At 41.0% G+C, this 25,333-nt stretch carries 17 protein-coding genes and 3 pseudogenes; 3 read left to right on the forward strand and 17 right to left on the reverse strand.

Going from position 1 to position 25,333, the window contains the following annotated elements; translation table 11 throughout:
* Both BB781_RS16470 and BB781_RS09955 read right to left on the reverse strand, forming a co-directional pair.
* On the reverse strand, positions 1-139 hold a 139-nt coding region (locus BB781_RS16470), incomplete at its 3' end, for a DUF2080 family transposase-associated protein (RefSeq protein ID WP_094228344.1).
* Between the two features lie 349 nt (positions 140-488).
* Positions 489-962, reverse strand: coding sequence for a DUF2124 domain-containing protein (locus BB781_RS09955; protein WP_094228345.1), 474 nt, complete (start codon positions 960-962; stop codon positions 489-491).
* 142 nt (positions 963-1,104) lie between these two features.
* On the opposite strand from BB781_RS09955, the gene BB781_RS09960 reads away from it, so the two are divergent.
* Positions 1,105-2,439 carry a tyrosine-type recombinase/integrase gene (locus BB781_RS09960; RefSeq protein WP_094228346.1) on the forward strand — a complete coding sequence of 445 codons (1,335 nt, stop codon included), beginning with the start codon at positions 1,105-1,107 and terminating at the stop codon, positions 2,437-2,439.
* Positions 2,440-2,527: 88 nt separating this feature from the next.
* Here BB781_RS09960 and BB781_RS15365 read toward each other — a convergent pair whose 3' ends face one another.
* The 13 genes and pseudogenes from BB781_RS15365 to BB781_RS10030 all read right to left on the reverse strand — a co-directional run bounded on the left by BB781_RS15365 (position 2,528) and on the right by BB781_RS10030 (position 18,647).
* A complete protein-coding gene (locus BB781_RS15365) occupies positions 2,528-2,878 on the reverse strand; it encodes a hypothetical protein (RefSeq protein ID WP_129582685.1) in 351 nt (116 codons plus the stop codon).
* A pseudogene (locus BB781_RS16150) lies at positions 2,788-3,351 on the reverse strand (IS1634 family transposase). The gene BB781_RS15365 and the pseudogene BB781_RS16150 overlap by 91 nt, the downstream one beginning before the upstream one ends.
* 272 nt (positions 3,352-3,623) lie before the next feature.
* Positions 3,624-4,229, reverse strand: coding sequence for a class I SAM-dependent methyltransferase (locus BB781_RS09980; protein ID WP_242492613.1), 606 nt, complete (start codon positions 4,227-4,229; stop codon positions 3,624-3,626).
* A gap of 21 nt (positions 4,230-4,250) precedes the next feature.
* Positions 4,251-4,814, reverse strand: coding sequence for a tRNA (N6-threonylcarbamoyladenosine(37)-N6)-methyltransferase TrmO (tsaA, locus tag BB781_RS09985; protein ID WP_094228351.1), 564 nt, complete (start codon positions 4,812-4,814; stop codon positions 4,251-4,253).
* 51 nt (positions 4,815-4,865) lie between these two features.
* Positions 4,866-5,345 (reverse strand): PadR family transcriptional regulator, encoded by a 480-nt coding sequence (locus BB781_RS09990; protein WP_094228352.1) that lies wholly within the window; start codon positions 5,343-5,345, stop codon positions 4,866-4,868.
* 284 nt (positions 5,346-5,629) lie between these two features.
* Positions 5,630-9,700 carry an acyl-CoA dehydratase activase gene (locus tag BB781_RS09995; RefSeq protein ID WP_094228353.1) on the reverse strand — a complete coding sequence of 1,357 codons (4,071 nt, stop codon included), beginning with the start codon at positions 9,698-9,700 and terminating at the stop codon, positions 5,630-5,632.
* A 444-nt stretch (positions 9,701-10,144) separates the two neighbouring features.
* The gene (locus BB781_RS10000; RefSeq protein ID WP_094228354.1) at positions 10,145-10,957 is read right to left on the reverse strand and encodes an ABC transporter ATP-binding protein; all 813 of its coding nucleotides are present in this window, start codon (positions 10,955-10,957) and stop codon (positions 10,145-10,147) included.
* On the reverse strand, positions 10,954-11,907 hold the full coding sequence (locus BB781_RS10005) for an ABC transporter ATP-binding protein (RefSeq protein WP_094228355.1): 954 nt from the start codon (positions 11,905-11,907) through the stop codon (positions 10,954-10,956). The genes BB781_RS10000 and BB781_RS10005 overlap by 4 nt, the downstream gene beginning before the upstream one ends.
* Positions 11,904-12,728 (reverse strand): ABC transporter permease, encoded by an 825-nt coding sequence (locus tag BB781_RS10010; protein WP_094228356.1) that lies wholly within the window; start codon positions 12,726-12,728, stop codon positions 11,904-11,906. The genes BB781_RS10005 and BB781_RS10010 overlap by 4 nt, the downstream gene beginning before the upstream one ends.
* A 2-nt stretch (positions 12,729-12,730) precedes the next feature.
* Positions 12,731-13,726 (reverse strand): ABC transporter permease, encoded by a 996-nt coding sequence (locus BB781_RS10015; RefSeq protein ID WP_094228357.1) that lies wholly within the window; start codon positions 13,724-13,726, stop codon positions 12,731-12,733.
* A 27-nt stretch (positions 13,727-13,753) separates the two neighbouring features.
* On the reverse strand, positions 13,754-15,493 hold the full coding sequence (locus BB781_RS10020) for an ABC transporter substrate-binding protein (RefSeq protein WP_242492614.1): 1,740 nt from the start codon (positions 15,491-15,493) through the stop codon (positions 13,754-13,756).
* A 14-nt stretch (positions 15,494-15,507) separates the two neighbouring features.
* Entirely contained in the window at positions 15,508-16,818 is a 1,311-nt protein-coding gene (locus tag BB781_RS10025) for an S-layer protein domain-containing protein (RefSeq protein ID WP_094228359.1), read from the reverse strand.
* 588 nt (positions 16,819-17,406) lie between these two features.
* A pseudogene (locus BB781_RS10030) lies at positions 17,407-18,647 on the reverse strand (IS110 family transposase).
* Between the two features lie 554 nt (positions 18,648-19,201).
* On the opposite strand from BB781_RS10030, the gene BB781_RS10035 reads away from it, so the two are divergent.
* On the forward strand, positions 19,202-23,380 hold the full coding sequence (locus tag BB781_RS10035) for a cobaltochelatase subunit CobN (protein WP_094228360.1): 4,179 nt from the start codon (positions 19,202-19,204) through the stop codon (positions 23,378-23,380).
* Positions 23,381-23,434: 54 nt separating this feature from the next.
* A complete protein-coding gene (locus BB781_RS16365; protein ID WP_277985497.1) occupies positions 23,435-23,563 on the forward strand; it encodes a hypothetical protein in 129 nt (42 codons plus the stop codon).
* Positions 23,564-24,194: 631 nt separating this feature from the next.
* On the opposite strand, the gene BB781_RS10040 is transcribed toward BB781_RS16365, so the two are convergent.
* Both BB781_RS10040 and BB781_RS15965 read right to left on the reverse strand, forming a co-directional pair.
* On the reverse strand, positions 24,195-24,758 hold the full coding sequence (locus BB781_RS10040; RefSeq protein WP_094228361.1) for a hypothetical protein: 564 nt from the start codon (positions 24,756-24,758) through the stop codon (positions 24,195-24,197).
* 310 nt (positions 24,759-25,068) lie between these two features.
* A pseudogene (locus BB781_RS15965) lies at positions 25,069-25,333 on the reverse strand (hypothetical protein); the annotation flags it as partial.

Genomic DNA, 25,333 nt, shown 5'->3' on the forward strand with positions numbered 1-25,333 from the left:
GATAAACAGTACGCCCAAGGTATTCCTTGGGGCAGTCAACCTTTGCACCGTTCCCGAATTTGCTTACCTTACGAATTAGAAAGCCTTCAACGTTGTCAATTTCAAGATGGTTTTGAGGTTGCAGTTCTACTTTTTTCATAGTATATAATATGTATATACTAAAAGGATATAATAATATGGGTTAAATGCAGACATACTCTAAAATATAGGGCAGTGATTCGGAGATACTGTGTCGTGAGAAAAACATATATTTTCCTTTGACCAGGGTTATAGCATGCTTAATACCGTGGAAGTTCTATTAATTGCTATTATTGGTACTGATAATGTTACTGAAACGTGATAAATAGTTGCAATCCAGATAATTGGCAAAATTTGAGGACATCTGCGGAATATAAGCTGGCAGAAAAGTTTGAGCTATAAATTACTGATCAAAGATATGTAATTACTAAGATTTCTAAAACCAAAAAAGAAATGCGGAAAACAGGAGATTAAGTTTTCAGCAACCGGTTCGTCAGGTCCGCATCGATAATATAATCAAAATCAATGGATTCCGTCCATTTCATTTTCTGGAAGACGGACTGGAAACAAACACCGATTATAAGCTTATTCTCAGATCCATCAAGTATTCTGTCAGCCATTTCCTTCATTGCTGCAACTTCTGTTCCTGTTTTTGGCATTGCAAGTCCGCCAAGCAGTACAATAGTATCAGCATGCGGGTCTGCAGATTCACCAAGCTGCATACCATGAGGCGTTGAAATGATGGACCTTGCTTTCTCAAAACTCAGGTCCGGCATGAATGCCATCTGTTTATCCATCTTCCTGAGGACGAATGCCATCAGCTCCGCAAAGGGAGTGCAGAAACCGACAGTACCGATAAAAGTAATCCTTTTTGAATCGTTCACAAGTTTTCTGAATTCTGTAAGCTGGCCACCGATACCTTTTGAAGTGCTTATGATCTCCATTAGACTGTCTCCAAAAGAAAAAGTAATACAACCTTTAAGGTTGTATCGGTATTATTTAAGCCTGTTAGAAACTCAGACTTCTTTTATGCCAAAGGAGTAGAATTATGGAATCCTTCTTATAATAAAGACACATTACACAGGAATGACGGATATGACAATATATAAACAGAAAGTAGATAATATATTGCAAGACAGCAGATTATTACCAGATCAATTAAAATCCATGAAATTATATAAAAATGATGCGGTGCATAATAGAAATCTATCATATCGTACTGTATGGAATAAACTGTGGAATGTTCAGAGATTAGCATTGGTAATCAAAAAACCTTTTGAATTAATGGATGAATCTGATTTACAGGAATACTTCTATGAAGAACATGAAATCGATGGCAAACTGATTAATTATGTCGAACTGGAAACATCATCAACAAATGAATATAAAAGAAATTTAAAAGTATTTTTTCAATTCCTCAAGCACAATGAACCCATTAATTGGTTTCAATTCCCACGAGTTAAAAAAACTAAGACATCAGATGAAATGCTTGAGATGGAGGAAATTGAAGCAATGATTGATAAATGTAGAAATGTGAGAAACAAGGCAATCATTGCAGTGTTCTATGATTCAGGTTGCAGGGTCGGAGAAATGCATAATCTCAACTACGGGAATGTGAATCAAGAATCAAAATTAGGAGTTTTTATTAAATTAAGAGGAAAAACAGGTGAAAGGGAAATCCCCTTAAACACATCAGTGAAATACCTATTAGAATATTTGAATGCTCATCCAACCAAACAAACATCAAGTCCTCTATGGATGGCATTAGAGGACGAAAGTAGGTTATCAATCAAGCAATTTGACAATATTATCAAAGATTTAGCATATAAAACAGGTTTGATGGAAAAAGATGGAAACGAACATAAAAAAGTTGTGTATCCACATCTATTTCGACATACAAGATTAACCCATCTAGCATCCATGCCAGGGATAAATGAAAGTGTGTTACGTCAATTTGCAGGATGGTCAGCATCGAGTAAAATGCCAGAAGTATATATTCACATGTCGCAAAAACAAGTACATATGGCTATCCTATCAGCACAAGGTATTGATATTCCTGATGAAGAAGTTGTTGAGTATAAATTGCAAGGTTGGACATGTGCATTGGGTCATGAAAATGGAATCAGTAGTGTATTCTGTTGGGGATGTGGTCAGCAGAAAGATAGACCTGTCGTGATAGATAGGACAGATGAACAAAGACTTGAAAGAATTGTTGAAAAGGTGCTTTCAGGTAATGTACATGCAGCTAATTATATGGTATATCGCAACAAAAAAATTAAAGAAATTGAGAAACAATATGTACAAGAAGGATTAACAGTGGAAGAAATAAATGCATTATATGAATCAAGAGATGTATCCAAACCTTCTAAAAAGGATGTCGAAGAAGCAATGGAAGAGTATGATGAAGAAGCATGGAATTAGAACCTTCAGATTTCGAACAGAATTGACTTTGAATGTATCTCATATACAAATACATGCATTCCTTCTTTTTTCAGCTCTTCTGACTCGATCAGTACCCACTTTTTGTCGATCCCGCCATATGAAGAGGTAGTTCCATAATGAGAATAGCGTTCATCACTACCGTTTTCATTACAACATCTGCATGAAGAAAGTCTTTTACTTCATTAAGAGTTACAGGTACTCTTGTTATCCAAAGAGCATGGATGCCTAACTTGGTGATGTTATCATCGCTATAGATAGCACTGTCTGCAATGTGATACACTTTATCATTGAGTTCAAGCTTTTCCTGTATCTTTGCTATCGTTTCAACTAATGTTGTTTTATCAGAAGCGCTTCCGTAAATAGTGGTATCACTTCCTGATTGCAGACCATGCTCAATACAAAACGTTTCAGGTCCCAACGCATGTCCTTAGGATATCCATAAGTTATTTCGATAGTTTCGTATTCAGAGTCATTGTTCTCATATTTGCCATGTAAACTGAAACTGTTTGTGTCGGTATGAAGGATATGAGATCCAAACTGAACTTTTTTCATTGCCTGAAGCACTATCTGATTGAATAGTTCAGTACAACCGTATTCATAGATATTGTCAAGTGTCCTTCCAAGCGCGTCATCATTGAGGTGTTCCGGGAGAACACATTCTACCAGTAACCTTTATGTTGGAAGGTTCTCAAAGTAGGATGAGTAAAGGTACAAGCGACTTTCATTGAATCCCAGTTCATTCAGGCACATGGCCAGAAGAGCAGTTGAATGCGGCAGATTATGGTCCCGGGTCTTTGGCAGACAAGTATCGATTACTTCTCCGATGCCAAGTTCTTTGAATGTCCCGGTTACAAGTCCCAGATGGGCAAGTGATCTTGTGGTTATTTTCATGTGGTTGATTCATCCCCTCAGATGATCATGAGGATGAAATGAACCGGTGAGATTAAAAATGTTTAGATTTTAAGTTGACGTGCGGAATGTGAGTTGTGTACTCTGTGGTTGCATTTGACCACATCGGGATTGTAGCATGAGGATTTCGACAGAGCCGAAAAATTTGGGTTGAAATAGAAGACGAGACTTTTTATAAAGTAGTTAAAACTGTGAAAGTTGGGAATAAAATCGGGAATCAGTTTTCTACTGAGCCGAAATCAACTCGGGTTGAATCAGGATTTGTCTTCCTTCAACACAAATTCAATCATATAATTGTACCCGAGATTCACAAGACCAATCTTTTCAAAACCTGATGTGCAAACGTACCCTTCAATCTCATCAGGGGAAATACGCATGCTTAATGGGGGTCCGAACTGCGTATCTTCTTTTTTGCATTCTATAATAAATAACCGGCCTTCATATTTCAAAACGCGTCCTATCTCTGAAAAAATCTTCTCTCCCGTAGCTTCAAGATCCAATGAATGGAGGACCGTAGAGATCAAGCACAAATCTATGGATCTGTCCTCAAAGGGAAGCTGCTCACAGATGTCGTTTACAATAGCCCTTACATTTTTCAAGCCTGCCTCCTCAGCCTTATTGGTTAGACCATCGATCAATTCTCTTTTAATATCTGTGGCGTACACAAGACCTGTTTCACCCACTTTCTCTGCAGCATGAATCGAATAATCTCCGGTCCCACATCCAACATCAAGAAAAACATCACCCACTTTAAGATCAAGTTCATTAAAAAGAAGCTCAGAATCATGCATCCAGAAACTACTTCCTCTTCCTCTGTGGGGAGAATTTTTTATGTCTGAAGAACACTGCTTTCTGCTCATAACCATCAAAAATCCCTCTACTTAATATCTATTTTCCAGAAAACCTTTAATGATCGTTTCCATCCAATCCGGAATAAGAACATCTTCCTTTGGGAACAAATCGGGAACATATGGTTTGATATCCAGCACGGGGCTATTATCTATAGCATCAAGTCCGCAAACGAGCAATCTGTTCCGGTCTCTTTTGATAAGCCTTACAACCGTCATCAGGATAGGGTTTGGCCTTGCAGGGCTACAGGTGGAGTAAATTCCTTTTAGGGGATTATCCTCACGACCAGCAGGATGGACTTTTGTCAGTTTCCTGGCGACTTCCGTGATCTGATGTCCCCAGTAGATTACAACGATATGAGAATAATCTTCAATTCCATCTAGAAGATCGTCCAGTTCATCTGCCAGTATTATTTCAGATATTCTTTCATAGGTTTCACTCATTTCAGTAATTGCAGACTCATAAGCACCATTGAGTTTTAACCCTTCCTTCCCTGCAATGAGAGGTGGAACCTTTAGATTGTTTTTTATCACTCCCACAGGTTCAATTGAAATTCCTACTCTGGATATAGTTTCAGCTTCTATTTTTCCACACATATTACCTGACTCTCTACAAAGTTACAACTAATTTCCTTTTTGAGTTCATGTTCAAACTTGTTTTATTTTTTTAAAAGTAGCCTTAAGAATCTCTATTGCTTTTTCTTTTTTCTCTTTGGGGAGATCTTCGACATAGAACCTCATTTCCGTCAAGAGGCTGACAAGAGACATGTTTTCTTTGCCAAATATCTCAAAGTGTAAGTTTTTAAAAAAATTTACACGATCTGTAGATTCATTCTTCATGTTCTTGATATTTGTGATGGTTTCTTGGCCTGTATCTGTTAACTCATATATTTTTTTAGACCTTTTGCCGGTTTCTTTTACCCGGATAAGCCCTTCCTCGTCAAGGGATTTTAATAAAGGATACAATGTCCCTTTGTTGGGAGTCCAGGAACCGTTTGTCTTCTCGTCTATTTCTTTTAGCAGATCGTAACCCGATTTTGGCTTAATCTCAAGTAAATGGAGAACAAGAGTTGTAAGCAGTCCTCTTTCCTTCCCACTTTCTGGTGTGAATTTCCATATGTTACTCATGCTGAACACTTAATTATTGAATGTTATAATGTTATGGTATATACCAAACGGTTGATTATTAACTATGACATACAACAGTTAAAACTGGATATAAACATTGTGATACTACGAAATGTAAAAAACCGTTCAAGTGATCTAAAACCAAGTCAAAAATGAAACTTAAAATTGTTAGCAGAGAACAAAAACCCTGATCTGGCTTGCAGACGGATGATCTGGATTCTCATTCTATGCAATGTCCGGGATTTCAGATTCATGCTTGAGACTGGTTTTTTACAGAACAATCTTTACAGGTAATACAGAAATGACTCAATTCTTGCTTCATCATTTTCATTGCCATCAAATGTCAAATTGAGCACAGGCTTATTGTTTCCATTCACAAAACCTTTGTGAAGTGTGTTGAGTATGATTCCCGTATTCTCGTACATGGAAGCAACTGTAATAATACCGTCAATACCTTTAAGTTCTCCAAGGACTTTTGAGCCTCGGTATCTTCCAAAGGCACCTGCATAATAACCTGTTGTATTGTCTGCTCTTACAATCAGACTATCAAGATCATTTTCAAAAGGACTGTATTCGGATAATGATTTATTGATTTCTGAAATAAATTCTTTGAATACATCAAGCTTCGCCTGCAATATTGTTCTGTCATCGTTTTTTGTCTGATCTGCAAAGTCTTTCCAGAAATGCCACATGTACTCACTGAAAGGAGCGTATACTATGCGATGACCCATGGACTCAATGTCCCTAAAGATGTAGCTGTTCAGGAAATCGTTATAGAGTATCATAGGTTCCCCTATTGCAAAAACACTCTTTTCGCAATTCCTGGTTCTGCATTCAACTGAGATATCTTTCAACAATGCTTCCAGTGATCCAATACATAACTGGTTGTTTCTGATCATCTCCAGGGCTCTTTCCAGATAGGCATCTCTTGAAGCAGAAGGTACAGTTCTAATTATATCTCCCGCAATAAAGGTAAGGAACACATTGTTGAGAATTTCTTCATCCTTATAGAGCAGGTCCTCCATAAAAGGAGCGACGATGCCCACATCTCTGATCCTTTCTTTGTCCAGAACAGTTCGCAGCAAACGGTTGTATTGTCCATCCACTTCGGCTCCCTCTGATTGTGGGATAAGCAAGTATTTCTGTTTTTCATCACGATCACGAATTCCGGGAATCGCAAGTACATCTCCGATCAGTGCAGCCATTGAGAAATATTCATTTGTAACCGTGTGTTTTCTTCCTTCATCTATCGATCTGTCATTTGTTCTTGGCAGTGTTTTCATATCTGTTCCATGTGTTCTCAGCAACTCACAGAAAAGCTGAGAGTAAGGGTATATATCAGGGACATAGAACTGTGCATTCTCCGGAAGGTCAGCCAAGTTCGTTTTTATGCGTGCGTCGGCATGGGGTAAATCAGATAGATAGGCCCCCATATCCTTTGCAGTTTCGGCAGGAAGATTGTGTAAACTGTTTACAAAAGCTTCAAGTCTTGTTATAACCCCTACATCTGAGGAGTGTTCATCAACCTCTATGTTCAGATAGGGTTTATCGCCCATAATTTCCTTGAAATAGTGTGAGAAAACAGTATCCGGTCCGCATCCATGATGAGTGAGCAATATTGCATAGATATTTGGATGGCTCCTGACCACTTGCGCTGCCTCAAGGATATGCTGGCCGAAAGGCCAATACATGTTGGGATGTTCTTTTGCGATATTGCCTTCCGGAAGGTTAAAGAATGCAAGTGTCTTGTAGCCCATCTCCTTTAGCTTTTCAGGAATGGACAGGTTCAATACCGGATCGGCAACCCCATAGCTCTTAGATATGAGCACAAAGGCCTTCTCATCAGGTTTAAGGCCTTTGACGATTTCCTTTCCCTTCTCCTCTATCCTCTTCTCGAAATCACGGAAAGCCTTCATCCCTTTATGAAGAGCTGCTATTGTATCTTCAGGGCTCTTTCCAAGCTGATTACCAAGAACTATGAAACTGTTTCTCATGAATTCTTCCCCAAGGCTGAATCCTATGGTGGGAGAAAGCAGTTCTATACCTCTTTTATCAAGTTCCATTGCCCTGTTAACAATTTTGAATGCAAGCTGCATATAAGGACAGCCAAAATCCAGGCGAGTGTGTGATCCCGGATGCACAACAGTATAAAGGTCCGGGAAAAAGATGTAGTCAACATTCTTATTTACCAGTTCTGCAACATGTCCATTGATCAGTTTGACGGGATAGCAGGTTTCGTCCAGTGAGTATTCCTGGCCCAGCAGTATTGTTTCTTCACTGGTAGGATCAGACATGATAACGTTATACCCCAATTCCCTGAAGAATGCATTGAACATCGGATACATCCCATAGGTAAACAGGGTTCTTGGAAGGCCAATGGTCTGCTTACTATGATCGACCGATCCATCATAATCCTCAAACATCAGTTTATTTATCATCTCACTGAACTCTGATCTGTCCTCAAGTTCAACGCTTTGCTCTTCAGCTTTTATTGCCTGGAAGGAACTTTCTTCTATAGTGAATCCTTTGAAGGTGGTTTTTGCCTGTTGGATTCCTTCTTTTGTCAAAACGGCCGCTCCATAGGCGCCTGTCACACTAAAGAAAGGCGGTACAACAATATCCTTACAAGTAAGCACCCGGAATGCATTGATCACTCCCTGATTATGCGCAATACCTCCCTGGAGAAATATCCTGTTCCCTATTTTTTTATGGCCTACAACCCTGTTAAGGTAATTCTTGGCTATAGAATAGCAAAGACCTGATGTAATATCCTCCATCAGGGTCCCACCGGCTAAGTGCGCTGCAATGCTGGTTTCTATAAAAACAGTGCATCTTTCCCCGAGATAAACGGGTTTATTGCCTTTTAAAGCGATCTTCCCGAAATCATCTATATCGATGTCGAACCTGTTTGCCTGTTCTTCAATGAAAGAGCCTGTTCCTGCAGCACATATTTTATTCATCTGGAAGTCTGTGACCATGCCCCCATTCAGACTGATATACTTGGAATCCTGGCCACCTATCTCAAATACCGTATCAACCGAACTATCAATCGAAACTGCCGCCTTTGCCTGGGCAGTAATCTCGTCTTTTATAAGGTCAGCTCCGATAAGCTTTGCGATCATATGCCTTCCGGAACCGGTGACACCTACCCCTATTACATTCACCCTGTCTCCATGTTCCTTTCCGAGATCCTTCAGACCTTCAACTACAGCTTTTATCGGATCACCAAGTGTTTTGAGATATATGTAAGCGATCATATTGCTCTTTTCATCGATCAGTACAAGATTTGTGCTGGTCGATCCGACATCAACACCAAGATAGCAGTTTATTGTATCACAGCTATCAGGGAATTTGCATATGTGCTTATTCTCGCCGTCACCTGATCCGAACTGACCCAGCGCAGGCAAATCAACGGTTTGGCCTTTTGCAGAAGAAGAATTATCCATATTCTCCAGGATGTTCAGTATTTTAGAGAAATCTGTTTTCAAACCCTTTTCTTTAGCGGCCACTGCCACGCCTATTGAGGCAACATTTCCACATTCTTCCGGTATGAAAAGATCATCATCATCCAGTCCCAGGATATCCTTTAATGCATTGGCAATCGCCCTGTTGAATGCTACTCCTCCTGCAAGAATTAATGGCTTTTCCAGGGGGAGTCTTTTGATAACGGCCCCTTTATAGTTTCGCACCACTGCGTAAGCTAACCCTTGAAGAATATCCTCTACAGGGACACCTTCCTGCTGATGGTGAATTACATCGGTTTTTGCAAAAACGCTGCACCTGCCTGCAATCCTTGGAACGGACTTGCTCCTTGCAGCATAGGAAGAATATTTCTCTATACCCAGACCGAGCCTGGATATCTGCTCTTCAAGGAAAGAGCCTGTTCCTGCAGAACAGTTGGAGTTCATTGAGATCTCTATCTCTGATCTGTCATTTTTGCCAAAACCGGTAATGTACCTGGAAGTTTCCCCTCCTATTTCAATTATGGAGCAAACATTGCCATTCATGAGGGTACTACCCTCGATCAAGGCAGAAACGTCGTTTATGTGACTTACATCCCCATTAATTGATAAGAACTTACTTTCGCTACCGGTTACAGCGCAGGTTACTATCGATCCAGTTTCATACTTTCCCGGCAGATCAATGAGGATCTTTCTGAGCGTCTCCTTGATCTTTCCTTTATGCAGCACATAATCCGTATGAACAATTTCATTATGTTCATCGATGAGCGCAATCTTCACAGATGAATAACCAATATCGATCCCAAGGCTATATTTGGGATTTGAATCCTGCATCTGATCTAACTCTGCAGAACTACTTGTGTTTGTTCCATTATTCAAGATAGGACTTGTCATTTTATGCCTCTTTGTTAACTCTTGGTACCTTTGATACTCAACAGATGTCTACGTGCAAGTTGTCATCACTGTAATCACATTCAAAACAGGGAAGTAAGACCATGCCCACCTAAAAATAGTGATGTTTTTATGCACCGTGGTCTTGATGAATTTACACATGAATTGATTCTCTCCATTTGATCTTAAGGTGATGGATGCTCTCTTCTCCCTTTTTTATAGTTGATTTCCATAATTACCGTTCAATGTATCGACATACCAGTTCTGGACAGTATGTAATGCAACGGTTGTAAACTAACTATTAGTTTCATAAAGAATTATATGATAATAAATCTTGTGGTTTATGCTAACGTCTTAAATCTTATTAAGAAAAATATATTTGTATCTCAATCAGCATCTACAAAAAAGAAAGCTAAAATCATTTTTCTGTTGAACAACATAATCCCATTAAGATGTGATCTTTTGTTCTCCAAATAGTCGCATCTTCATGTTTTCGCTTCTCGCTGCAGCGAGCAGTGAGCGCGTATATTCATGGCGATATTCAGCGATTATCTGTTTCCTTGTCCCGTACTCCACTATCTTTCCAGCTTTCATCACTGCGATATTGTCACATATATATGAGGCAGCAGCTATATCGTGAGTAATGAACAGGAAGGTAACCCCTATCTTCTCATTCATATCAAGGATAAGATTAAGGATGTCCACTCCAATGGAAGCATCAAGCATAGATATGGGTTCATCGGCTATTATCAGGTCAGGTTCAGTAACAATAGCCCTGGCGATCGCCACCCTCTGGCGTTGCCCACCACTTAGGGTATGAGGGTATTTATTCAGAAATTCATCTGCCGGTGTAAGGCCCACGGATTCAAGGGCCTTGCGCACTTTAACCTTATCATATGCTTTCCCATACTTTATGATACAAGGCTCTGCCACAATCTCTCCAATGGTCATCAAATGGCTAAAGGAATCATACGGGTCCTGGAAAATAACCTGCACAGCAGGTTTTCGAATTCCATGATCTCCATTCTTGATATCCGCAAATGTTATTTTTCCGGACCCGGGCTTTAACAGACCCAGGATCAGTTTGCCCAGAGTGGTCTTGCCGCAACCGCTCTCCCCTATTATGCCAAGGATCTCTCCCTTTTTTATCGAAAGGGAAATTCCGTCAAGGGCTACGACATCCACCCCTTCCCGCAAGAAAAGGTTCTTTTTGAACACCTTGGTGACTTTATCAATTGTTAGAAGGTCTTCTTCGTTCATGTCCCTTCCCCGAGATGGCATGCCACTCTTACATTGTCTATACATTCAGGAGGTCTTTTTGTTTTACATATGACGGAAGCCCTGTCACACCTTTCCAGAAACTCACATCTGCTATACTCCATCAGTGTGGATGGTGGTTTTCCGGATATGCCTTTTACTTTCACATGTTCAGACATCAGAGGTAACCTTGAAGCCAGAAGCTTTTGAGTATAGGGGTGTTCAGAATGGTGCATTATTTGTTCCGTACTGCCGGTCTCCACGATCCTCCCTGCATACATGATATATATCCTGTCACAAATTCTGGAAATGGTATGCAAGTCATGTGATATTACCAGCATCGAAGTATGTTTCTGCTCCACCACTTCTTTTAGTAGGTCAATGATCTTTGACTGTACCGTTGCATCAAGAGCCGTCGTAGGCTCGTCCGCGATGATGAGTTTGGGAGAAAGAAGCATGGAAAGTGCTATCATGATCCTCTGGCGCTGACCGCCACTAAACTCATAGGGGAATGAGTTTACCCTTGAAGGATCAATTGCTACCATTTCAAGCGTTTTTTCCGTCAGCTCAAGCATTTGCTGAGCAGGCATGTTAATGTGATCTTTGATTGTTTCGGTGAACTGTTTACTGACCCTGACCAAAGGGTTAAGTGCGTTCATAGAGGATTGGGGTACGAACCCTATGTGCCTGCCACGCAGTTCACGCATTCTTTGGGTACCGGCATTAATGAGTTCTTCATTCATGAAACGGATACTTCCAGACCTCTTCCTGTTGCGGGAATTGATATCAAGGACCGTCATTGCAAGCGTTGATTTGCCCGACCCTGATTCACCGATAAGGCCCACTATCTCACCTTTGTTGACATTGAGATCTACGTTCTTCAGCACGTAGTGAATTCCTTCCGTTGTTGAAAAATCAACCGTTAGTCCTTGTATGTCAAGTACTGGCATCATTTATCGCCTTCCATAGCCTGTCCGACAAACACAAAACCCAGAACAAGCATTGTTATACATATTCCAGCAGGAAGCAGCCACCACATCCAGGCGTTACTGAAGAACACCAACGGGTATGAGATAGCATATTTGATCATGGTTCCCCAGCTTGGATACGAAGGATCTCCAAGGCCCAGGAATGCAAGCCCCGATTCGGAGAGTATGGCCCGGATCGATTGCATAACTATAGTTGTGGTCATGATCGGATAAAGGTCCGGGATAATATGCCTTTTGATAACGCACCAGTTACTGGCTCCGGAAACCCTGGCAAAATTCACATGTCCGGATACTCTCAGTGTCCGGGTCTGTGCCCTTGTTATCCTGGCTCCGACAGGCCAGCCCATGACAGTGAGGATGAATATGATGTTCCATATGCTGGGGCGTAAGTAGGCCGCAAGGATAAGGATGAGTGGCAGGTCAGGTATCATGAGAAATATATCAACTCCCCGCATCATCACCCTGTCGATTTTGCCGCCAATGTATCCTGAAAATACCCCTGCAAGAGTACCAATGACCAAAACCCCGAGAGACACTACAAGAGCAACAGTCAACGAGGTCCTTGAACCATAGATCAGATTGCTGAATATGTCCCTGCCTACATCATCGGTACCCAATGGATGATCCCTGTCCGGAGCAAGTAATGGGCTACTTGATACGTCTGAAGGGTAATAGGGTGCAAGCACAGGAGCTGCAAAGGCTATCGTAGTGAAGAAAGACAGTATGATAAGCCCGGCAGTTCCCTTAGGACTTCTCATCCTCTGTAAAAGGGCCCTTTCTTTCATTTTCACTCCTGTCCCGCTCTTCCGTCAATGTAGGAACATGCGATATCAGCAGCATAGTTACAGGCCAGCACACAGAGCGACATGAATATGAAGGCTCCCTGGAGCACGGGATAGTCCCTCTCAATAAAGGAATTATAGACAAGCATACCCATACCGGGATATGAGAACACGGTTTCGATGAACACGGCACCTCCCACCAGAAACCCCAGCATGGCAGCTATCTGGTTCACCACGGGTACTGTGGAATTGATAAGCACATGTTTTTTGATATTCCTTTCCTTCAGTCCCCTGGCAGTGGCCATGAGCACATAAGGTTTTTCCATTTGCTGGACGCAGACGTTCCTCACAAGCAGATATGTCCCTGGCATTTCAAAGGCCGCAAGGCAAAGCATGGGTAATGCCAGATGTGAGAATATATCTCTTACCTGATCCGCCATCCCTGTATAGTCTATGTATGGGGTGAGAGCTCCAGACAACGGAAACCATCCCATCCTGTAACTGAATACAAATATCATAAGGGCACCAAGGAAAAATGGAGGTATGGACCTGAGAACAGGCATTATCATAAGCAACGCATGATCGAGTTTTCTCCCGCGGTTCCATCCGGATTCAATTCCAAGCGCTATGCCGAAAAACGTAGAGAAAACCAATGCCGATCCCATAAGGAGGATGGTCCAGGGCAGTCTTCCGAGGATGATATCCAGTACCGGGATATTGTGGGTAATGGAATATCCGAAATCAAGCTGTGCAGCATCTGCCATATATTGCATGAATTGAATGTGAAGAGGATCATTGAGATGATAGTACTCCATCAGTTCGTACTTTGTCTCTTCGTCCAGAACCACCGGCAGGTCGGCATTCTGACTTCCTGTGATGCTTAGCAGCGGGCCACCGGGCATTGTTCGGGGAATAAAGAAATTGATTATGAGAATCAAGAAAAAGGTTATGGAATATTCCAGCCCTCTGGAGAATATATGCCACAACCTTTTCCGATCCATTGTTTTGCAACTCCTTATTTAACCATTCTACGGTCTTCTGCTGCTTCTTCTTATAAAGATGAAAGCACTTACAAAGATCGCTAGCGAAACAAGGATCCCTATACTATTTGCTGTAACGCGGTTGCCACCTTCTGTTGTTCTCAGAGTTTCACCATTCCAGCTACCGTAGATGTACACCAGCTTATTGTGCTCCATGTATGAGCCTCCGCCTATGCCGTCAGGAGTATAGAAATACCCATCAAATTTATCCTGATTAAAGGCACAGTAGAGATTCTTATACATAATGGGGATCGTAGGTACATTATCGGCTATAAGCACCTGCATCCTGTTCACAAGTTCCTTGCGCTCATCCTCATCTGTCGTTACAATCTGTTCTTTTGCAAGGGATATGAATTCAGTATTATTCCATCCTGTTATTGCAGGCAATGGATTAAGCATCCTTCCAGGATAGTTGGTTGTGCCGTGCATGTATATTGCAAGATCGAAGTTACCTTCTCCTACCAGACCGTCAACTGTCTGCATATCCGCAGATTTCAGGACTGTGCTGATCCCAATGTTCTTCAGGTAGATCTGGATAAGCTCTGCAAGTCTCTGGCTTTTCTGGTCTGAGCAATACAATAACTGGAATTCCAGACGGTTGCCTTCAGGATCAAGCCTGACACCATCTTTATCCCTTTGCTGATATCCTGCTTTATCGAGCATCATATCAGCTTTTTCGGGATCATACTCATACTGTGTAACATTGGGGTTATACCATTTCGAGTAAGGTGGCACATATCCGGAATTACCTGCGATCCCACCGCCATGGAGCACCCGGTTCACTATATCTTTGCAATCGAGGGAATGATAGATAGCTTTTCGTACCTCGGTGTTATTGAGTATATCATTTGAAGGAATGTTGAACCGAAGGCGATAAACACTATAACTTGGTCCGCTTATGACTTTTAGATAATCGGAGCCGTTCAAAGCCTGGATCTGATCGAATGCAAGATTGGATTCATCAATTTCTCCGGTCTTCAGTGAGAGAACGGCATCAGATGTCTGGATATGAATCAGAGTATCGATGACAGGTCTTCCAAGGAAGTAGTCCTCATTTGCAGAGAACTTGTAGGATTTGTGGTTCATATCATAGTCTTCAAGGATAAAAGGTCCTGTACCAATGGCAGCATCCATGTTCGAGTATTTGGCAGGATCTTGTACATCTTTCCAGACGTGTTCTGGCATAATGGGAATAACACCTGCAACCAGCGGTATGAATGGAGCATAGGGTTGAGTGAGTGTTATCACGACGGTAGAATCATCAGGGGCTTCCACGCGTTCCATTATTGCCGTATTGTACCAACTGGCATCAACTGCAGTAACCAAAGGTTTATTTTTTATATAATCGAGGGTAAAAACCACATCATTGGATGTAAACGGTTCTCCGTCATGCCACTTTACTCCTTCGCGAAGATGGAAGGTCCACACAAGTCCGTCGTCCGAGCTTTCCCAGGAATCCGCAAGTAAACCTATAAAATTACCTGTTTCATCAGGCCATACAAGCGTGTCAAAGCAGTAGCTTGTCATTACATAGCCACCTCCCCTTGGATTCAATGTGAGCGGTGAGGGAAATCCACCATCCAGAGTGGTAAATGTGCTCATGCTTATCGTTAGTACTTTTTCCTGCTGTCCATCCCCCGTATCAGATCCGGCTGCAGTTGAAAAAAGCATGGAACTGATGATTATAAGGGATATCAGGAAGGAGATACTTTTTTCTTTCAATTTCATTTGATCACCACTATTCATGCCTTCTTTTTAAATCTCAACGCTGCAATAATCCCCAGTGCACCGAGCAAAGATTCAAAACCCGGTGTCTTCACAGAACTTTCTACAGTGTAATTGTCTTCACTTTCAACGTTTGTGGAGTAGACCGTCTCTTTCGGGGCAAATGATAATGATTTAGTTTCTTCTTCCGCCATATCTATGACAACCACATCCTTGGCCTCATCTTCAATGGCATCCTCTTTAACGGCATTTTCCCCGACAACCTTATCTGGAACGGTAATGGTGCAGGTTTTCTGAAGAGTCATCTTTAAGCAAGAGCCTTTTGTATCCTCTGTCTTGAGGTATATACTGTCGCAAAGATCGATGGTCTCATCTGGATTCAGGATTATATCATCGTTGCTTGACATGACCAATGCGTCATCACCTGTTTTAAGAACAGTTCCACTGCCACTTCCGGCATAGTTCGTAGCGTTCATTACAGCAGGAACCTCAAAACCCGTAACATCGAATACTCCATACGTATCACCATTTTCGATAGTGTTGATATCATCCATGAGGAAGGCATACTTAAAGACCACGAAATCAGAAGTGGTTCCCCTGAATATTGAATCTACATAGCAGTAGAACACTGGATAGTCATCATTATCCTTGTAGAGGTATGTCCTTTGAGGCCTCGTGAGATCCTCTGCCGTTGAAATAACATCAGAATCGATTGCTTCCCCATTCTTTTTAAGCTCCACCCAGACCTTGTTGCCCTCCACGTCTATCTGTTGTGCTACAAGGGACCAACCGCCGGCAAGTTCCCATTCCTCTCCCGAGAACATCTGTTTTTTGTCATCACTTTTCTGCTCCATCAATAATTTTGCGATCTTATCAGGCTGGCAGCCTGCAGAAACAGTGGCAGGATCTTCAGGCATTGCAAGATACTGTGAGCCAAACAGACCCATCAGATAATACTTTTCCAGGTCAACGCCGTCGACAATATAAGTTGCAGCAGCATCCGAGCCTCCTATCTTTCTTGTTTTTACCTGGGGCTTGCTCACATAATAGAGATCACCTTCAACAACTTTATCACCAAGCTGAAAAGTCGATGAAGAATTTACGTTATTATGAAAATAAAGGACCTCACTCGAAAGACCGGGACTTATTTGGTACCAGAATCCTGGAAAGCTGTTTGCATCCCAATAGAAGTTCCCTGTTGTTGTGGAGGGGTCTGTATTGTCATAAACATTGCTTCTTAACTGATATGTTGCATCCGATGCACTTGCAGGTATCAGCACAAGAATTGAGACTGATACTATTATTAATACTGTTAGTATTTTTTTCATCTAGCATTCACCACCAACCGATATTCGATCTCTGTTCAGTGGATGAAAAACGATGATGGCAAAAATCGCCTTTGTTTTCAGAGTCCTGAGGTGAGTTTCATCTATTTTCATCACTGATACTTCGGAGATCATATTGTATTGATTACCAGGGTTGTCCTCCAACGGTTAGTAAGTAACCGTTGAAATTAGAATATACTTTTTACCTAATAAATATTTTGGTAATTGATAACGTACGATAGTTAAAATGATAGCATAAATGGTTAGTAAAAGAACATATGATATGCAATCCGCAAAACTAACTGCTCATGGTTTTGAAGGCCGGTGAAATCAAGATAAAACGACCAGCAAAAAGGTCTATGGGGAAATCAAAAGAAGCATGCATTAGTTCTATTAAAAGAAACGTAACTATTCAGGCATCCTTCCATCAAAAAAGTAAAAATCAATATATTATGACGTCATTCTAAGGTTCAGAGAAAAGATTCTATTGATAGAGGGGATTAAAATAGAACGAGAAGAAATACTTGCCGTTTATTAAGCTGGTCCGGAAGCAGTAGTAGAACTTTAGCCCGATTACTTGGAGTTCTCCTTTCAAGTTGCATCCGGGTCTTTTTTGTTTAATATTGCAAACACTTCATGGATAAGTGATATACCTTCATCAACTGATATTTCCAATGCTTCAACAATCCTCTTCTTTTGAATCTCTCCTTTTTGGTAACCAGTTTCTTCATCATACATTTCATCGTTTGTTATGAGATGTCATATTATGGTTACGATCTTTCTGGCCAAAGCAATAAGTGCCTTCTGAAATCCTATTTTCTTAACCTTTCGACTGAAAAACATCTTCAGTTCACTGTTTCTTGTTTTTGCAGCAGCTTGAGCAACCTGAGTAAGTATCCATCTAGCCAATCTGGAACCTCTCTTAGTGATTCTTCCATTGTAGTATTTATCTGCAGACTGGTACACATTTGATACAATTCCTAACCAGGAAGCAAGTTTGTTTCCGGAAGAAAAATCATGGAAATCATCTATTTCAGCGATTAGTGTTGCTGCACTTAACTCGCCGATACCAGGACAAGACATAAGGATATCCATTTCACGCTTATGATGCTTGTTAGCATAACGAAATATCTCATTTTCAAGAACATTTATTTGTGCATCAATACTTTCAATTATTTTCAGACATGATTTAAGTCTTATCAAAGTATACTGAGGAACCTCACTCTTGAAAATCTCTTTTATCTTATCTGCTTTTTTACGAACATTGCAAGTAAGTTTATTTACGACATGGTCAATATTCTGACCATTACATATCCCTGATAGGATCTGCCATTCTTACCAAAAATATCTGTCAGAACATTGCTGAGATGCAACATCTGAGGTGAAAGAATGGAACTTACCTCATATTTTATATCCGTTCTCTTTTGCACAAGCTTGAAACGAAGACGAACCATTGACCTGAATTGACGATGTTCCAAAGAGAAAATTCTTGATTGCCTTATCATATCATTTAAGGCTAACTGGGCAATGAACTCAGAGTCTATATTATCTATTTTCTTATGAGTGAATGCCTTCATATCGCGTGCGTTTCCAACGATCACAGGTACATAATTGATCAACGTGTCATAGATCGGAACCCAAAAATCACTTGTAGATTTACAAGCAACAACATTGCATTGTTCGTCTATTACCCTCGATTTAAGGGACATGATTCCTTCTTCATCCCTCTAAAAACGCTTTTGTTTCTTTTCATCTGATGTACTAAGGGTTGTAGCTATTATAAAACATATATGAATGTCTAAATCGCAAGTCTTGTTAATTATTAGTGACATGATAAAATCACCTTGTTTTTAAGGGGCAGGGGACTTGCCTCGAAGGCAATTTACCATTCGTGATCAAAGTCACATTTAAGTATTCGATGGCAATTCTCTGGTTAGTTTATTCACGGATTTAAAGAGCCGAAATAAGTACAACCTATCCTGCCCCAAACAATGCAATTGGATTTGATATAACAAAAGTTATCTAAAGGGCACTTTCATTGTTTGTGCCTGATATTGAAAAATATCATGTGTGTTTACTAAACAAAAGTGATTTTCCGGGCAGATAGTTCCGCCAGGCACTATTCTAACATATTTTAGCAGTGCTATTTTTATTCTAATAAAGTAGCATAAATAAGACTAAATATCATAATAAGTAACAACTATACTCGTAAATATATTACCGGATGTAGATTATAGTGATTACTTATGATACGTTGATAGTTTGATGAAAACATCAGCTTTATTCATATAGTAAATAAAAGATCCCCCGGTAAAAACATGAGCGGTATCCCACCCCTGCCGCCAAGCTGAGAAATGGGATACCTGCACATTATCGAAGTGATAACATGCAATACAAAAAAACCAGTTTCTTAATCTTAAGTGCATTGGTCCTCATACTATGCACACCTGTTAGTTTAGCAGAAACCAACGACAATATAACTCTGAACGTCACAGCTATATTCTCTGGAAGCACCGCGCAGCAACTTTCAATGGAAGCGATGAAGGATAATCCTAACATTAATTACACCGCATACCTGACAACGAAAATCCCGTCAAACCTAGATCTAAGTAAACAGGATATGATATTACTGGATCTATACATAGAAGGACATATACCTACTATAGAACAAGCGGTCAACAATGCAAAAGATGGCAACAATGCCACTGTTGTAATATTATCGCCACTGACCGAAGCAGGACTGGCACTTGGGAATGTAAATCATACAGAACACCCTTACATCACTCAGTACTTTGACAATAGCGGGCTTGAGAACCATAAGCGCCTGTTTACATATCTCTTGGTCAACTTCTTTGGGGCGGATGGCACGGTCCTTGAACCTATAGTGATTCCCAAACAAGGTATTTATCACCCGGACTCGAGCATACCTTTTGCAAATGTCTCAGAATACCTGACCTGGTATGAAGAAAATGATGGGAATCGCCATGTGTATGATCCTGAGAAGCCTACCGTTGTGATCCTGTTCCATACCGATTCCTATGTGAAGAACACACCTGAAATAACAGACAGCCTGATAAGAGAATTTGAAGCAAATGACATCAATTGCGTTGCAGAATACGGCAATCTGGGTGATGCACTTACCCTTGTGATGAATACTACTACCATTACCCCTTACCTGCCGTTTGATGCCATAATCAACACCCATAGTTACAGAATAAGGTCCTATTCAACTACAGATTCTATAGAGCAGGGAGTTGATTATCTGGAAGCTCTTAATGTACCATTGATTACCGCGGTCACAGGGATGTATCAGACCACCCCTGAACAGTGGAAAGAGAGCAACGAGGGCATTCCAACTTCTCTCCTTGGGACCAGAGTTGCCTTGCCAGAACTGGACGGAGCCATCGAATTTATCGTCGTTTCCGGGGAAGTGAAGGATTCGGTCACAGAAGTATACCACAAGGCTCCCATTGATGAGCAAGTGGAATGGCTGGTGAACAGAACTTTGGCCTGGACAAAACTGAGACACTGCAGCAACGCTGACAAGAAAGTAGCTCTTATCTATTATCATCATGCCTCCGGGAAGGATGAGGTTGGTGTAATGGACGAAGGCGGACTTGATACCCATGCAAGTCTGGTAAATGTCCTGAAGGAACTGAAAGAGGAAGGTTACGACACCGGGCATTATCTGCCTGATGTTGATAGTCTGGTAGACCTGATGCAATCTCAGGGGAAGAACATAGGTGTATGGGCACCGGGTGAACTGGAAAATATGGTGAAAAACGGAAACGTAACTCTTATTCCAGAAAGTGTCTACCTGGAATGGTTCAATGAACTTTCCGAAGATAAAAGAAATGAAGTTACTGAAAGATGGGGAGAGGCTCCCGGAGAGATAATGGTCTATGAGAACGAGACCGGGAAGTACATTGTCATCCCGAACATACAGTTTGGAAACATATTGCTTGCTCCTCAGCCGATGAGAGGTAAGGGACAGAATGAATCCGTAATGTTCTATGACGAAGCAGTGGTGCCCCATCACCAGTACATAGCTTTCTATCTGTGGCTCAACAAACAGTACGAGGCTGATGCGCTTGTGCACTTTGGAACCTATGGGAGCTTTGAGTACCTTCCAGGAAAACAGACTGGACTGGACGTCACAAGCTGCTGGCCTGCCATTCTTATCCAGGACATGCCTCATCTATACCTTTACACAATGGATGGGACAGCCGGTGCCACCCAAGCAAAAAGAAGAAGCAATGCCGTGATCATCGACTATATGACCCCTCCGCTAGTTGCTGCCGGCCTTTACGGAAATCTAACAATTCTGGAAAATGAACTGCTGATGTACGACCTCTCGGGTGAGGAACTTGTGAAGCAGCAATACAGAGAAAGCATCGTCAGGCAATGTGAAGAACTTAACCTTGATTATGACCTGAATGTAAATCTTACAACGATGGCTGCAAACATTACGGAGTTCGACTTGTTCAAAGAGGATCTAAGCAACTACCTCTACACCCTGAAAAACCAGTATATGCCCTACGGCCTGCACACTCTTGGTGAGCCACCAGAAGGTAATAGTTTGGTATCGATGGTCATATCCATGCTTGGAAGTGATTTTAAGCAATATGTCAAAGACAACAGTATCTCAGATAACGGCACCAGGCTATTGATCTCCGAAGTAATTATCAACGGAACTTCACCGGAAGATGCACAGAATATGGTCCTTGGCACTCTGTCAGATAATATGACAGAATTCCTGAATACGTCTCTTCTATATTCAGCTAACATGGATGACTCAAGAGTTGAGGTTGCCAGATTGATTGCTGGGCTTAATGGCGAATTTATTCCACCCGGATCTGGAGGGGATCCTGTGAGAACGCCTGATGCACTTCCAACAGGAAGGAATCTTTATTCATTCAGGTCTGATGAGATACCTACCAAAGCAGCATGGAACGTCGGAGTCGAGATGGCTGACCAGTTGCTTGAACAGTACCTTGCAGATAACAGTACTTACCCACAGAAGGTAGCAGTATTCCTATGGGCTACCGAGACCATGAAACACCAGGGCGTAATGGAATCCGAGATAATGTATCTCATGGGAGTAAAACCCGCGTGGAATGCCTATGGAAGACCGGCAACGGTCCAGCTGATACCTGCAGCAGAACTTGGCAGACCCAGAATAGATGTTGTTATTGTGCCATCAGGAGTATACAGGGATACTTTTCCGGATAAACTGACACTTCTTGACAAAGCCATCAAACTGGCCTCTGCGGCACAGGACACGGAGCTCTATCCGAACTATGTGAACCAGAGCTCCACGGTAACCTACGAGTGGCTTATCGAGAACGGGTACAATGAATCCGTTGCATCACAGTACTCCACGATAAGAATTTTCTCCGCATCCGAGGGTTCATACGGTCCGTCAATATCAGTCCCCATCGGAGCAAGTGGCAGCTGGGAGGATGACAGTGTTATAGGGAATTATTTCATTGATGGATGGGGATATGCCTATGGAGAGAAACTGTGGGGAGAACAGCTTCAGGATCTTTTCAGGCAGAATCTGGACGGAGTTGAAGTGATCACACACAGTGTCAGCTCGAACAACTACGGGGTTCTTTATGGTGATGGTTACTTCTCGGATCTCGGCGGACTGTCGCTGGCAATCAGGACAGTTTCCGGAGAAACACCTGATATATATCTGAGCAACCTGCGCGATCCTAGCAATCCTGTGGTTGAAACCCTCAGCCAGTTCCTTGTCAAGGAGTTGCGTACGAGGAACCTGAATCCTGAATGGATAAAGGGTATGATGGAATACGAATATTATGGTTCCTCTATCATGAGTTCCGGGCTTGAGAACCTGTGGGGGTGGGAAGTGACGACACCGGACCTGATAACAGATGATATGTGGGACGAAATGTATGAGGTATACATCCAGGATAAATATGACCTGGGAATGGAAGAGTTCTTCAATGAGAACAATCCCTGGGCTCGCCAATCCATGCTTGCAAGGATGCTTGAGGCTTCACGCAAAGATTACTGGGATGCATCTAATGAGGTAATACAAGCACTTACTGCAGAATATGCAGAATCCGTAGCTGAGAATGGTGTCACCTGCTGTCACCATACATGTGGCAACCCCACACTTGATGAGTATGTGAACGGCATAATGTCAGTTCCAGGTGTGGTCAGCGAAGAAACAGCAGCCGAGTATAACAACCAGATGTACGAGGCAACCTACAGGACAAGGCAAACGACTACCGAAGTGACTGAAGACACTGAGAAGAAAAGCAGTTCAGGCGGTGGAACAGGAGAGGCAAAGATAGTTGAATCCGGTTCCAGTAACCAGACCATTGAATCAATTGCAGGATATGGTATGGACCTTACAGAAGAGCCTGGGTTGAAATCCACTCAGCAGGACAACTATGTGGAAGGATATGAAATGACCTCGGAAACCATTGAACCTGAAACAAGTTCTGCTACATTCTCGGCAGTTGACGTGATGGGTATAGTGATCGTCTTCGCTCTGCTGGGAATAATTGGCTACGGATGGAGAAAGAAATCCTAACTTTCTCCACCTTTTTTAACTGAGGTTTTACCATTAACCTCATTAATCCTTTTGATGATAAGGGAAGCACAAAAGAAAAAGAAAAAAAGAATCGATGATTATGAACCTGATACATCATCTTTTTCTGATGTAGATATACCCAAGCCAACAAAAGATGATGTATTGGAAGTGATGGATGAATAGCTTTGAAACATCTACCTATTCAGCCTGGCTTCTTTCCACAAGCCTTTTTCCTCATTCACAATCAATTCTACAATAAAGGGATAACTGAATTTGCATTGAATTTGCATTATTTGAGGGGGCTAAAAGATACAGTAAATCTCAGGATTATAAAGACGGTATGAAGATGAGGGTACACATAGAATCAAAATAAGGTGAGATGAAAATATATCATGGACTCAAAAAAGCAAAGTTCTGGAGAATAGAGAAACTAAACGTTCAGGCAATGTTAACTGGAATTGTGGTAAACCTCAAAATGTTTGTAAAAATGAGTAACGATAGCTATCGTAACATGTGTTGAAAATGAAGAAGCTATGATTGGGTTCATGAAATATTAAGAACGATGAGGTCTATTGGACAAAAAATATCAATCAAATAACGAAATCTGTCTAAAATAAAATAGTATCGCAAAAATTTGCGCTTATTATGGGTGAATGGGATTTTGACCTTGTATTTTCCGACAGTCTCATTAAGACAGCGAATTATTTAAAGGAGAGATTTTTAAGAGGGTTTGGCCGGATTTGAAGGGAGATTAGAAAATAATAAAAAGTCTCAATAAAGAAGGATTTGAGTAACTTTAGTGAAAATATTTACGTCACCTATAAACCTTAACATCCATCCCTTTGTTCTTTAAATCGTCAAATATTTGAGTTACTTTATTGTTGTCCAGTTTTATAAAAGTTTTAAGCCAACTTTGTTGCTTACTTATTTCAACACCTTCTTCGGGAAAGTCAAACCACTCTACATCCCATATATCGGAATAACGCGCTTCATCCATTCCAGACAGAAAATGATCTTTTGAATCAAATGATATTTTGTTAATATCGGAGTAACAATTGTTGCCAATGATTGTACCAATACCAAGTATCTTTTTTTGACCTTTTCTTACTAAAATTCTGTCACCTTTATCTACTTCGTTGTAATAATTCCATATTTGGTAACATTTTTGACCTGCTTCACGCTTATTTCCATATCCTTCTTTCACGTATCTATATTTCAATTCTTCAAGAGTATTAATGTTGTCCATATCAAACAAACCACTCCATCCAGCTGAAATACAGCCTTTTTCTCTACATTCGTCCCAAAAGAAAGAATTGTTTCCCAAAGAAATTGTCCAATAATTTTTCACTATAATAGCCCCTATGTTCTTAATATTCATAATAAGTGCATCTAATGTTTAATTATCGCCTAATAAGGAATGTATATGGCTCTAAAGGTAGAAGCCCCCATTAGTTTATTAAAATAAAGTCTCAATAAACGAAGACATATTAGTAATAATTATCATTGTATATATTTATTACTATTTTTACAGTATCTCTGAATGATATACGGCTTTTTGATAGTTCCACCTAAAGCAAATAAAAAAAGTGTTTTTGTTTCCGTATTTTGCAGGGTTACTATCAATGACTCCATGTTGATCCATTGACCTGCACCTCCACGTAACTGATTCAATGGAGGTGGCTGCTTATTCACATATTTTTATACTTTTTCAGACATGCTTCACACATATCTATCATAAATACTTTGAAGCTCTCCTCGTTCTTGTAAAGAATGATCCATATCAGTTGCAACACTTGCTCATATGCAAAATAGAAAAATCGAATATTCACATCAGTAGACTTGGATTTGATACATGCTTCATCCTGAATCCTAAAACCTGTCTCAATTCTCCACCTTCTTTTGTATGATGCAATAATGTGGTCAAGATCAATTTCAGCCTGGTTTGTAGCGAAT

Origin of the sequence: Methanolobus psychrotolerans, assembly GCF_002243045.1 — an archaeon.
GTDB lineage: Archaea > Halobacteriota > Methanosarcinia > Methanosarcinales > Methanosarcinaceae > Methanolobus > Methanolobus psychrotolerans.

Excerpts from the sequence above, each read along its gene's own strand:
- BB781_RS09955 (WP_094228345.1), bottom strand. The coding sequence starts at position 962 with ATGGAGATCATAAGCACTTCAAAAGGTATCGGTGGCCAGCTTACAGAA.
- BB781_RS09960 (WP_094228346.1), top strand. The coding sequence starts at position 1,105 with ATGACGGATATGACAATATATAAACAGAAAGTAGATAATATATTGCAA.
- BB781_RS09980 (WP_242492613.1), bottom strand. The coding sequence starts at position 4,229 with ATGAGCAGAAAGCAGTGTTCTTCAGACATAAAAAATTCTCCCCACAGA.
- tsaA (WP_094228351.1), bottom strand. The coding sequence starts at position 4,814 with ATGTGTGGAAAAATAGAAGCTGAAACTATATCCAGAGTAGGAATTTCA.
- BB781_RS09990 (WP_094228352.1), bottom strand. The coding sequence starts at position 5,345 with ATGAGTAACATATGGAAATTCACACCAGAAAGTGGGAAGGAAAGAGGA.
- BB781_RS09995 (WP_094228353.1), bottom strand. The coding sequence starts at position 9,700 with ATGACAAGTCCTATCTTGAATAATGGAACAAACACAAGTAGTTCTGCA.
- BB781_RS10000 (WP_094228354.1), bottom strand. The coding sequence starts at position 10,957 with ATGAACGAAGAAGACCTTCTAACAATTGATAAAGTCACCAAGGTGTTC.
- BB781_RS10005 (WP_094228355.1), bottom strand. The coding sequence starts at position 11,907 with ATGATGCCAGTACTTGACATACAAGGACTAACGGTTGATTTTTCAACA.
- BB781_RS10010 (WP_094228356.1), bottom strand. The coding sequence starts at position 12,728 with ATGAAAGAAAGGGCCCTTTTACAGAGGATGAGAAGTCCTAAGGGAACT.
- BB781_RS10015 (WP_094228357.1), bottom strand. The coding sequence starts at position 13,726 with ATGGATCGGAAAAGGTTGTGGCATATATTCTCCAGAGGGCTGGAATAT.
- BB781_RS10020 (WP_242492614.1), bottom strand. The coding sequence starts at position 15,493 with ATGAAATTGAAAGAAAAAAGTATCTCCTTCCTGATATCCCTTATAATC.
- BB781_RS10025 (WP_094228359.1), bottom strand. The coding sequence starts at position 16,818 with ATGAAAAAAATACTAACAGTATTAATAATAGTATCAGTCTCAATTCTT.
- BB781_RS10035 (WP_094228360.1), top strand. The coding sequence starts at position 19,202 with ATGCAATACAAAAAAACCAGTTTCTTAATCTTAAGTGCATTGGTCCTC.
- BB781_RS16365 (WP_277985497.1), top strand. The coding sequence starts at position 23,435 with ATGATAAGGGAAGCACAAAAGAAAAAGAAAAAAAGAATCGATGATTAT.
- BB781_RS10040 (WP_094228361.1), bottom strand. The coding sequence starts at position 24,758 with ATGAATATTAAGAACATAGGGGCTATTATAGTGAAAAATTATTGGACA.